This window comes from Psychrobacter sp. ANT206 (genome assembly GCF_056880555.1).
In genome coordinates, this window is the sequence record NZ_CP096271.1 from 1,692,317 (window position 1) to 1,704,380 (window position 12,064).

General features: G+C 42.4%; 7 protein-coding genes. All 7 read left to right on the top strand.

Annotation, left to right across the window (positions count from 1 at the left end; genetic code table 11):
- Positions 1-112: 112 nt before the first annotated feature.
- The 7 genes from M0221_RS07035 to M0221_RS07065 all read left to right on the top strand — a co-directional run bounded on the left by M0221_RS07035 (position 113) and on the right by M0221_RS07065 (position 11,882).
- Entirely contained in the window at positions 113-2,011 is a 1,899-nt protein-coding gene (locus tag M0221_RS07035) for a TonB-dependent receptor plug domain-containing protein (protein WP_483283373.1), read from the top strand.
- Positions 2,012-2,366: 355 nt separating this feature from the next.
- Positions 2,367-3,791, top strand: coding sequence for an adenosylhomocysteinase (gene ahcY, locus M0221_RS07040; protein ID WP_483283374.1), 1,425 nt, complete (start codon positions 2,367-2,369; stop codon positions 3,789-3,791).
- Between the two features lie 13 nt (positions 3,792-3,804).
- On the top strand, positions 3,805-4,653 hold the full coding sequence (locus M0221_RS07045) for a methylenetetrahydrofolate reductase (protein ID WP_483283375.1): 849 nt from the start codon (positions 3,805-3,807) through the stop codon (positions 4,651-4,653).
- A 173-nt stretch (positions 4,654-4,826) separates the two neighbouring features.
- The gene (locus M0221_RS07050) at positions 4,827-5,726 is read left to right on the top strand and encodes a 16S rRNA (uracil(1498)-N(3))-methyltransferase (protein WP_483283376.1); all 900 of its coding nucleotides are present in this window, start codon (positions 4,827-4,829) and stop codon (positions 5,724-5,726) included.
- Positions 5,727-5,959: 233 nt separating this feature from the next.
- A complete protein-coding gene (locus M0221_RS07055) occupies positions 5,960-7,684 on the top strand; it encodes a putative bifunctional diguanylate cyclase/phosphodiesterase (protein ID WP_483283377.1) in 1,725 nt (574 codons plus the stop codon).
- A gap of 327 nt (positions 7,685-8,011) precedes the next feature.
- Complete coding sequence (locus M0221_RS07060) at positions 8,012-9,805, top strand: acyl-CoA dehydrogenase C-terminal domain-containing protein (protein ID WP_483283378.1); 1,794 nt, start codon at positions 8,012-8,014, stop codon at positions 9,803-9,805.
- A gap of 292 nt (positions 9,806-10,097) precedes the next feature.
- The gene (locus tag M0221_RS07065) at positions 10,098-11,882 is read left to right on the top strand and encodes an acyl-CoA dehydrogenase C-terminal domain-containing protein (protein WP_483283379.1); all 1,785 of its coding nucleotides are present in this window, start codon (positions 10,098-10,100) and stop codon (positions 11,880-11,882) included.
- Positions 11,883-12,064: the final 182 nt, after the last annotated feature.

A 12,064-nucleotide genomic window follows, 5' to 3' on the forward strand; every position in this document is an offset into this window, starting at 1 on the left:
AGGTGCTTTTATAGATAATAACGCCATGTATTTTATTTATTACTTTTTGTAATTTTTAGCTGCTCAGATTTCAATTCTGTAACTTCTTTATTTGATTAATTTGGAATTCAACATGGTTTTATCACGTTCATCTTCAACCACTTATCTGCGGTTGTGTATTTTAAGCGCATTTGGCGCATTTGCTATGAGCGCTAACGCCGCTACTGACGTCAATGTCATCAGTGATAGCGAGCTACCACAAGTTGAGCTTGATAAAATTGTAGTCACCGCCACTCGTACACCGACTAAAACCAGCAATGTCATTGCTCAAACTCGCGTCGTTGATAAAGAAGATTTAAAACGCTTCCAAGGTCAAAATGCCCTTGATATCATCAAACGTCAGCCAGGTATCAGTCATTATACCAATGGTGGGCCTGGTACTACCTCAAACTTTTATATGCGTGGATATGATAATAAGCAAATATTGGTGCTTATTGATGGGGTACGCTATAGCTCAATTAGTGCTGGCGGCGCAACATTGAGCTTACTGCCTGCTGATCAAATAGATCGTATTGAAATATTATATGGTGCTTCTGGCTCTAGTATTTATGGTTCAGACGCAATCGGCGGCGTGATTCAAGTGTTTACTAAAGGCTCAAACATTGAAAAGAGTCAGGTTTCTATTACTGCAGGTGTAGGCTCACATAACGAATATCTATATGGCGCTAGTGCTCAACTTAACAGTAGCAATGGCACAACAATGAGCTTATCAGCCAGCCATAATGAGACGGATGGCATCAATGCAACCTTACCAAATGCCTATGGTTATAATAGCGATGATGACGGCTTTAAAAGCGATAACGTTAGCTTAGCGTTAACTCAGCGTATCAATGAGCAATGGTTAACCGGTGCAAGCGCCTTATATAGCAAATCGACCACAGATTATGACGATGGTGCAGCAAACGCCTATTCAAAACAAGAAAACGGTTCTGCGCAAGCGTTTGTTGATTGGCGTTATATGCCTGGTTCTTCTGTCAAATTACAGTATGGTCATTCTATTGATAAGAGTGATAACTACGGTAGCTTCCCTGGTGTTTTTGATACCAAACAAAATCAAGTTAGCCTGGTAGGTCAGCACAAGTTTCAAGTTGGTCAAGGCATATATGGTCTTGAATACCTTAACCAAGGGCTTGATAGTACTGCCTATACCGTTGATGACCGTGACGTGAAAAGCGCATTCTTAGGCTATCTATTGGCCAACAATCAATTCGATGCTCAAGCCAACGTGCGCTTTGATGACAACTCACAATATGGTGGTGAGACGACTTACAACCTAGGTGGTGCCTATCACATTAATCCTAACCTACGCGCTGGTGCCAACTACGCCAAAGGCTTTCGTGCGCCTACTTTTAATGACTTATACTATCCGGGTTCAGGTAATACTAATTTGAAACCTGAAACCAGCGATAACTATGAAGCTTTTGTTGAATACGATACTGTATTACAGTCGACACGTCTAACAGGCTATAACAACAAAGTTGATGATTTAATTGGCTATGTTGCAAAACCTACACCTGGCAATCCTTGGGGCGGTAGCAGTGAAAACGTTGATAGAGCTAAAATTGAAGGTATTACCTTAACTTCAGATTGGGTTGTTGATAGCTATTTATTTGGTGGTAGCTATGACTATCAGCAAGCAAAAAATGCCAGTGGCGGTGCGAGCGATGGTAATTTCCTTGCCATTCGTCCTGAACATAAAGGTCTGGTATATGCAGGCTACCGCTTACCAAGCTTAGATGTTCGTGCAGAATACCAATATGTTGGTGATTATTATAGTGGTGTCGCTAATACAGACTCACAGTTAGTCAATTCTTACGGTTTATTGAATATCAGTGGTAACTATAAACTCACTGATAATCTATCTATGACTGCTCGTTTAAATAATATTGCGAATAAAAAATATATTACTCTACCGGGTTATAATACTGATGGTATTAACTTCTTCACCTCTTTAACCTATAATTGGTTCTAGGGTGATTTAGAATCACACTGTACTGGTATTCATTTAAATGAGAAAAGGTCATCCAACGATGGCCTTTTTTATGGATGTCAATCACATAAAACGATATTGCGTGTCATCACTACTTACCATTTATATCAGTCAATAGGTGACAAATTACACATCATCTATTACAATAATCACCCTCCGAGAGGTGTTGCACCATAATATCTGATCTTGCAAATAGGCTTTAGAGCCATGCTCATCAGTGGTTATGTTAGGCTCGGCAACTGTTGAATAGTCTTTCTCATGATTGTTGACAGCGCAAATAACGGCACCTGCGTTATTATTCTTTTTATCATACATTAACCACTGATAGGAGCATATTATGGACGCAGTGTCTAACACCCCATCTGCCCATACGATCAATCCCTCTTTCACTGACTATAAAGTCGCCGACATCAGCCTAGCTGATTACGGCCGCCGTGAAATCACCCTTGCCGAAGCTGAAATGCCTGCCCTTATGGGGTTGCGTCGTCGCTACGAAGCCGATCAACCGCTTAAAGGCGCAAAAATCGCTGGCTGTATCCACATGACCATCCAAACTGCGGTCCTTATCGAGACACTAGTCGCGTTAGGTGCTGAAGTACGTTGGACCTCATGTAACATCTTCTCAACTCAAGACCATGCTGCCGCGGCGATTGCTGCTGCTGGTATCTCTGTTTATGCTTGGAAAGGCGAAACCGAAGAAGAGTACGAGTGGTGCTTACGTCAACAAATCCACCTTGGTGGTGAAGAATCAGGTCAGCTTTGGGATGCTAACTTAATCTTAGATGACGGCGGCGATTTGACCGCATTGATTCATAATGATTATGCTGAATTGCTGGATAATATTCATGGTATTTCAGAAGAAACGACTACTGGTGTCCATCGCTTGGTTGAAATGCTAAACAAAGGTACGCTTAAAGTACCAGCTATCAACGTCAATGACGCGGTTACTAAGTCTAAAAATGACAATAAATACGGCTGCCGTCATAGCTTAAATGACGCTATCAAACGTGCAACCGATATGTTCCTTGCCGGTCGCCGCGCCTTAGTTATCGGTTATGGCGATGTTGGTAAAGGTTCTACGCAAAGCTTACGTCAAGAAGGTATGATTGTACGTGTGTCAGAAGTCGATCCTATCTGTGCCATGCAGGCTTGTATGGATGGCTTTGAAGTATTATCACCTTATATCAACGGTGATAACACTGGCGGCGCAGAAAACATCAACACGCGTCTGTTAGAAGATACCGACATGATTGTTACCACGACTGGTAACTACCATGTGTGTGACAGACATATGCTAGCAGCACTTAAACCTGGTGCAGTCGTTTGTAATATCGGTCATTTTGACACCGAAATTGACACCCAATTCATGCGTGATAACTGGCGCTGGGTTGAGATCAAGCCGCAAGTGCATCAAATCTTCCGCTCAGACGATGAAAACGATTACTTGATTTTGCTTGCTGAAGGTCGTTTGGTGAATTTGGGTAATGCTACTGGTCACCCATCGCGTGTAATGGACGGCTCATTTGCTAACCAAGTATTGGCGCAAATGTATCTGTATGAAGAAAAATTTGCTAACTTGCCAGCTGATACACGTACTGACAACTTATACGTCAAAGTTTTACCGAAAAAGCTAGACGAAGAAGTTGCCGCGGCGATGGTTGCTGGTTTTAATGGTACCTTGACTAAGCTGACTGAAAAACAAGCTGAGTATTTAGGCGTACCTGTTGAAGGTCCATTTAAGCCTGACGCTTATAAATACTAAAAGGAGCCAGACTGTGACTAAGCCTGCTTTCTCCTTTGAGTTTTTCCCAGCCAAAACCGAGCAAGGACACGAAAAGCTCCTCAGCACTTATGATGAGCTGAATAAGCTGTCACCTGCGTACTTTTCGGTGACCTATGGTGCTGGTGGTTCAACTCGTAGCCGCACTTTAGATATTGTCCAAGCCTTATGCGCGCGCGGTGAGACTGATATTGCACCGCATATGTCTTGTATTGGCGATGATAAAAGTGAAATTGCCGAGTTACTTGAGCATTACAAAAGCTTGGGCATCAAACGCTTGGTCGCATTACGTGGCGATTTGCCTTCGGGTCAAGTAGGCATGGGTGAGCTGCCGTTTGCATTAGATTTGGTCAAGTTCGTCCGTGAGCATTCGGGCGATCATTTCCATATCGAAGTAGCCGCCTATCCTGAGATGCATCCACAAGCGCGTAGCTTTAAGCTTGATGTCGACAACTTGGTCAATAAATATCAAGCTGGCGCCAATGCTTCGATTACCCAGTTTTTCTACAACGCTGATAGCTACTTGTATCTGCGCGAGAGCTTAGAAAAACGCGGTATTGATACCGTAGCACAGCCATTGGTTGCTGGCATTATGCCCATCACCAACTCTAGCAATCTGATGCGTTTTGCTGACAGCTGTGGCGCCGATATCCCACGTTATGTGCGTAAGCAGTTGGCTGACTTTGGTGATGATAGTAAGGCTATTCGCGAGTTTGGCTTTGAAGTGGTCTATCGTCTGTGTGAGCGTTTAATTAGCGAGGGTGTACCTGCCATGCATTTTTATAGCATGAATAAGGTTGAGCCAAACAAGCGCTTAATTGAAGCCTTAGGCTTAATTGCTTAAATATTTACCGAATGTATTGCTTAATGACTGGCGTTCCTAGGAGCGCCAGTCTTTTTTGGTATGGGAATTGCAGTTATGCGAATTCCATTATTGACAATCCCTTTACCCACTCAAATGATATTCTGCTAAGATATTGAAAAATATCATGACCCCCATTATAGGAATAAGTAATTTTGCGACGTTTCTTTTATGCCACTAATAGCAACATTAGTAATGACGTTACCAATGAAAAGGCTGTGACCTACCCTCAGCTTAGCACCTTGCCTATCGGTGCCAGCGTCGAATTAACCGAAAGTATCGTCCATCATTGGTGCCGTGTATTACGAGCAAATATTGGTGATAAAGGGGTTTTGTTTGATGGCTTTGGCGGTGAGTATCAGGTACAGCTACTGACCATCAGTAAAAAAAACGCGACTGTGACCCTGCTTTCTCACACAAATAATGATAATAGTGCACCAATATTTACCAAAATCGGGCTGGTAATGAGTCGTGGCGAACGGATGGATTATGCCATTCAAAAATCTACCGAGCTTGGCGTCACTGCCATCCAATTGCTAAGCAGTCATCATGGCGAGGTCAATCTGAAGCCTGCCCAAGTCGAAAAAAAGCTTGCTCATTGGCAGCAAGTTGCCATTGCCGCGTGTGAGCAATGCGGTCTTAACCGTCCACCGCTTATTATTGCGCCTATTCCCATTAACGATTGGCTTGAGCCTATCACAACGACCACGCTTGTAAAGATAGAAGCGACTATCAGCTCTATGGTTACCACCCTTAGTCAGGATGCTTATTATCAAGTATTACAACAACCCGCTGATTTGCGTCTACAGCTTAGTGTACCAGCGGCAGGACAACCTGCTATGCCTGATTCGCTACTGACGGTATTACAGCAACCAGTGCCTTATATTGAATTGTTGATTGGTCCTGAAGGTGGCCTAAGTGCTAACGAATGCGCTCAAGCAGCAGACGTTGGTTTTGAGCCTTGGCAAATTGGCGCGAGGGTGTTACGAACAGAAACTGCCCCAGTGGTCGCCTTGGCAACCTTGCAAGCGCTGTTGCCACGTGTCAATCTTTAGTAGCAGTACAAAGCGTCATATAGTCAGTTCACAATAAAAAATACAAATGAAATAGCGTTTTACTGAGACAAATTTCGCTTGCTGTGTACTATGCGTATGAGCACCACAGTCTTCAAAAATTTATCCTAGTAGCACTGTATCTTTTTAAACTGCACTAATTACATTAAAACAGCGCTAATTGCCAATACGAAAAGCTCTCTTTATCGATTTACCTCTATTTTATGAGTTCATTTATGACTGCTTTTACACCAATGCCACTGGCGGATAAACAGCAATTATTGGTCAAACTTTGTGAACAATATGAAGATGCTATCTTTATATTGGATGCAAATTTGTATTATTTATCGGTCAATGCAACTTATGAGCGCATGATCGGTTATACGGAAGATTTTTTACTTGGGCGTCCACTTGGTATATACGCGGCTGAATTTTTATCAGAAGAAGAAAGATCTATTCTAGTAGATATTGCTGAACACTTAGACAGTCAAGGTTTTTATGAAAACGACTTTTCAATGCCAAATCGCTACGGAGAGCTTCTAGATTGTTATATGACCTATCGAAAAATAAAAATAGGTCATACTACTTATTACGTTGGTATGGTTAGAGATATGTCTGCCGTGGTAAAAAATAAAAAACAAGTAGCACACTTGTTAAACTACGACCAATTAACTGAACTGCCTAACCGCAAAGTATTTTTGAGCCAAACTAGCGATTTGTTACTGGATAGCTATCAAGAAGTTATCATTGTACGTTTAAATATTGATCGCTATCGCAGCCTTGCAAGCTTACTGGGTCCCGATGGTATCAATAGCTTAATAAAAAAATTTGTGACACGCATCAAAGACCTAAAACTTGGTTGTTTGCGCTGTTTCTCTCATTTTGGCGGTGATGATTTTGCTTTACTGTTTGAGTGTAGTGACGCCAATATGGTGCGCCATCAACTAGATATTTTAATGCAAATGTGTGAACGTCCTTTCTTTATTAGTGATAATGGAGCCACAAATACCGAGGTGTATTGTCATGTCTCTGTCGGGGTCAGTTACTATCCTGAAAATGATAATGAGTTTATCGGCTTATTAACCAAAGCTGAAAGAGCATTAAATTATGTCAAGCAGCAAGGTGGCGACGATGTCTTTTGGTATAACAACTCCCTTCTTGAGCTCAATGCTGATCATTTACAATTAGAATATGAGCTTAAAAAAGCCACTAACGAAGGTCAGTTTATCGCCTATTATCAACCCAAATTCGCCCTAGATACAGGTGATATTTCAGGCTTTGAAGCTTTGGTACGCTGGCAGCATCCTATTCGCGGATTGCTGCAACCTATTGATTTTATTGATGCCATTATCTCTCACAAGTTATCGCTTGAGTTGTTCTCTCAAGTGGCAACCCAAATCGCTGAGCAGCTAAAAATTTGGCAAAAACTTGGCTTTGACCAACATATCTGTATCAATGCCGATGCCGCTGAATTCAGCAATCCAGAATTTTTTGATGTGGTCAGTAATTTACTGGCACAGCATCAAATTGCCGCGCACCAATTACATATTGAGGTGACAGAATCTTCTTTGATGAAGCGCCACTCTAATGTTAAAGAACAGCTAAATTCGTTAAAAGCGCTAGGGGTTTGCTTGGCTTTAGATGACTTTGGTACCGGCTATGCTTCTTTGAGTTATCTGCAAGAATATCCCTTTGACTTCATTAAAATCGATAAAAGTTTTATCTCTAAAATTACCGCAGATAAAACTCAACGTGCCATTGTTAACGCAATTTTGGCATTAGCAGAAGCACTGGATATGCAGGTCATCGCAGAAGGTATCGAAAACGAGCAACAGCGCGATTTGCTCTTGGCTATGGGTTGCCAGTATGGTCAAGGCTATTGGTTTGGCAAACCTATGTCTGCTGAAGTTACAACCAACATGTTAGTGCAACAACATTTGTCCAAAAATAACAATGACTAGAGAGCGAGTATAAAACATCCTCATACCGTTCCTCTACCATATCGATAAACGCGCTTAGCGTGTAGGCTATATTGTACATAGGATGCAAGATAGGTTGATGACTTATCAGTATCGTCTCCAAACTTGTATATTTTCCAGTGAACGCCTATCTTTTACCAAGAATTTACAGATACGGTCTTAATTCTTTTCTCAATGTTATTTCATATGATCGGTATCGTTGTTTGTTAATAATGCAGACACACTCCATGCCAGCAAGATACTAGCAACTCAGACTTACAACAGTCATCCCATCGCTGTCGGTCATACACCAAAAAAGGACAGGAAGTTATGCAATACAAAGCACCCTTACGTGATATCCAATTCGTGATGCATGAGTTACTTGACAGCGAAAGCCATTATAAAACCTTACCAGCGTTCCAAGAAGCAGATCGTGAGCTAATGGACAGTCTGTTTGAGATGGCCGCAAGCTTTGCTGAAAATGAGCTATCACCATTAAACCAAAGTGGTGATGCGGAAGGCTGCCAGTTTGACAATGGTCAAGTCACCACGCCAAAAGGTTTTAAAGAAGCATACAAAGCGTATTGTGAGCTTGGCTTCCCAGCCTTATCTGCTGAAGAAGACTTCGGTGGTCAAAACATGCCGTTTTCATTATCGACCGTCATTAATGAAATGGTTGGTACGGCTAACTGGTCATTCTCTATGTACCCTGGTTTATCTCATGGTGCCATTCAAACCATCGAGCATCACGGTACAGACGAGCAAAAGCAAACTTACCTAGAAAAAATGGTCAGCGGCGAATGGTCAGGTACCATGTGCTTGACTGAAGCACATGCAGGTTCTGATTTGGGTATTATCCGCACCAAAGCCGAGCCTAAAGAAGATGGCAGCTATAGCATCACTGGTCAAAAAATCTTCATTTCAGCTGGTGAGCATGACTTAACGGATAATATCATTCACATTGTATTGGCTCGTCTACCAGGCGCGCCTGCTGGTACAAAAGGCATCTCACTGTTTATCGTTCCTAAGGTAAAGGTCAACGAAGATGGTAGCCTAGGTGAAAACAACAACGTCGTTTGTGGCTCTATCGAACACAAAATGGGCATCAAAGCTTCAGCCACGTGCGTGATGAATTTTGATGGCGCAACAGGTTATCTAATTGGCCCTGAAAACCGTGGTCTACAGTGCATGTTTACCTTTATGAACGTGGCACGTATTGGTACCGCAGTTCAAGGTTTGACAGCAGCAGAATATGCGTTCCAAGGCTCATTAACTTATGCCAAAGATCGCTTAGCAATGCGTTCATTATCTGGTGTTAAAGCCCCTGAAAAAGTAGCTGACCCTATCATTGTACATCCAGCGGTTCGTAACATGCTGTTGACTGAAAAAGCCTTTGCTGAAGGTGGCCGTGCTTTAGTCTATTACCTCTCACATTTTGCTGATACTGTCGCAAAAGGCGAAGGCGATGCGCTTAAATTTGCTGACCAAATGTTGTCACTATTGACACCGATTGCCAAAGCATTCTTGACAGAAACTGGTCTAGAAGCAGCCAACCATGGCGTACAGGTTTATGGTGGTCATGGCTTTATCAGCGAATGGGGTATGGAGCAAAACGTGCGTGATACACGTATTGCGTGTCTTTATGAAGGTACCACTGAAATCCAAGCACTCGATCTACTAGGTCGTAAAGTATTGGGCTCACAAGGCAAACTGCTTGCAAACTTCGTCAAAATCATCCAGACATTCTGTGAAGAAAACAAAGAAAACGATGAGATGGGTCAGTTTATTCGCCCACTTGCCAAACATCTAAAAGAATGGGGTGATTTGACTGCACGCATCGGTATGCAAGCTACTGAAAACCCAGATGCGGTTGGCGGCGCTGCGGTCGATTATATGTATTTCAGCGGTTATGTGACGCTAGCCTATTTATGGGCACGCATGGCATTAGTGGCACAAACTGAACTTGCTAACGGTACTAGCGAACAAGCCTTCTACGACGCGAAAGTAAAAACCGCGCAGTTCTACTTTGCCAAACTGTTGCCACGTACCACCACTCACGTACAGCGGATCAGCACTGGTGTTGAGCCGTATATGAGCATGGATGTTGATCAATTTGCGTTTTAATTAACACCAAAAAATATTGATCGATCATTTTTTTGTAGCGCTAAATAATGTATTTTCTATCGGCAACATACCAAGGTGTGTTGCCGATTTTATTTACTGTCACTTAAAATCTGCCATAGTCATTTTTTAAATAAAATAATCCATACTTTTGGTGTACGCATAATTCACGAACAAATACACCCGTGCGCAAGCTAATTTGCTAAACTTTAATAATGAATATTAAGCCCAACTCAAAAGATCTCTTATAAATTTGTTCAACTCACTTTTATTTATTTGAACCAAAGGAATGTTTATGGCTGTTTATAATGCCCCTCTTAATGACATGCGCTTTATCTTAAATGATGTGTTTAACGCGCCTAAATTTTGGCAAAACAACGAGAATCTTGCTCATGTCGATATGGAAACGGTCGATATGATTTTGGAAGAAATGGCAAAACTGACAAAAAACGTTTTGTTACCTATCAACCGTAGCGGTGATGAAGAAGGCGCAACCTTCCAAGGTGATGGCGTCGTTACGACTCCAACTGGCTTTAAAGAAGCGTATAAGCAGTATGCTGAATCTGGCTGGGTCGGCTTAAGTGGTAATTCTGAATACGGTGGTCAAGGTTTCCCAAAAATGGTGACCATGCTAACTGAAGAAATGGTTTTTACCGCCAACCAATCATTCGCTCTCTACCCTAACCTAACTGTTGGCGCAACACTGTGCCTAAACGCGGCTGCCTCTGAAGAGCAAAAGCAAACTTACTTAGAGAAAATGTACAACGGCGAATGGGCTGGTACCATGTGCTTGACAGAGCCACATGCTGGTACTGACTTGGGTATCATCAAAACCAAAGCTATTCCTAATGATGACGGTAGCTATGATATCTCTGGTACCAAAATCTTTATCACTGGCGGTGAGCATGATCTAACTGACAATATCATTCATCTGGTACTGGCAAAAACACCGAATGCACCAGAAGGCTCAAAAGGTATTTCGCTATTTGTCGTACCGAAATTCTTGGTCAATGAAGATGGCAGCTTAGGCGAGCGCAATACCCTAGCAGTCGGCTCTATCGAGCATAAAATGGGTATCAAAGCCTCTGCCACTTGTGTAATGAACTTTGACAGCGCCAAAGGCTGGATGGTTGGTGCCGAAAACACGGGTCTGTCATCAATGTTCATTATGATGAACTATGAGCGTGTCACCATGGGTCTACAAGGGCTTGGTGGTTCTGAGCTTGCTTATCAAAATGCGGCGTTATATGCCAATGACCGTGGTCAAGGTCGTAGCGATACCCAACTGCAAAGCCCAGAAAAACCAGCGGATGCCATCATTCATCATGCCGATGTACGCCGTATGCTATTAAATGCCAAAGCCAACACTGAAGCGTCACGTTGCTTTGCGATGTACGTTGCCAAAAACCTTGATGAAGAAAAGTTTAGTACCGATCCACAGGCCGCTCAAGCTGCTGCCGCACGTGTTGCACTATTGACGCCCGTGGCTAAAGCATTCTTGACCGACAAAGCACTAGAAGCCACCATTGATTGTCAGCAAGTATTTGGCGGTCATGGCTATATACGTGAATGGGGTATGGAGCAAATCGTTCGTGATACGCGTATCGCCCAGATTTATGAAGGTACCAATGGTATTCAAGCACTTGATTTACTAGGTCGTAAAGTGGCGAAAAATAACGGCAAATACGTTACCCATTTCTTAGGTGAGATTCGTGATTTTGTCAATAATATGCAAGCAGAGCACGGCATCAAGCAAGCGACGCTAGATGCTGCTGATACAATTGAAGCACTAACCACAACGGTGCTAAATAATATTGGTGAGCGTAAGAATGAAATTAACGGTTGTGCGGTTGATTATATGCATGCCTTTGGTTACCTAGCCTACTCGTATATGTTTGCTTTGATGGTTGAAGCAGCTGATGGTAAAGAAGGTGATTTTTACACCAATAAAGCCAAGCTTGCTGATTATTTTGTTGGTCGTATCTTGCCACGTATCGATGCCCATGCTCAGATGGTTGAAGCTGGTAGTGATCCGATGATGAACTTTGACCTGAATTACTTTGACGTACCTGCTAGCTAATTGGTTACTTTTATAATAAAGTAAGCCTTGCCGCACTATGATAAAGGGGACAGTCACGCTACTGTCCCTTTTTTTGCCAAAAATATCTTCATAAAATTGACACAATAGTCATCAAAATACCTGCTAACAAAATAGTTGACTATTGATGAGCCGTTACGATTAAAATAACGCAAAACCAAATG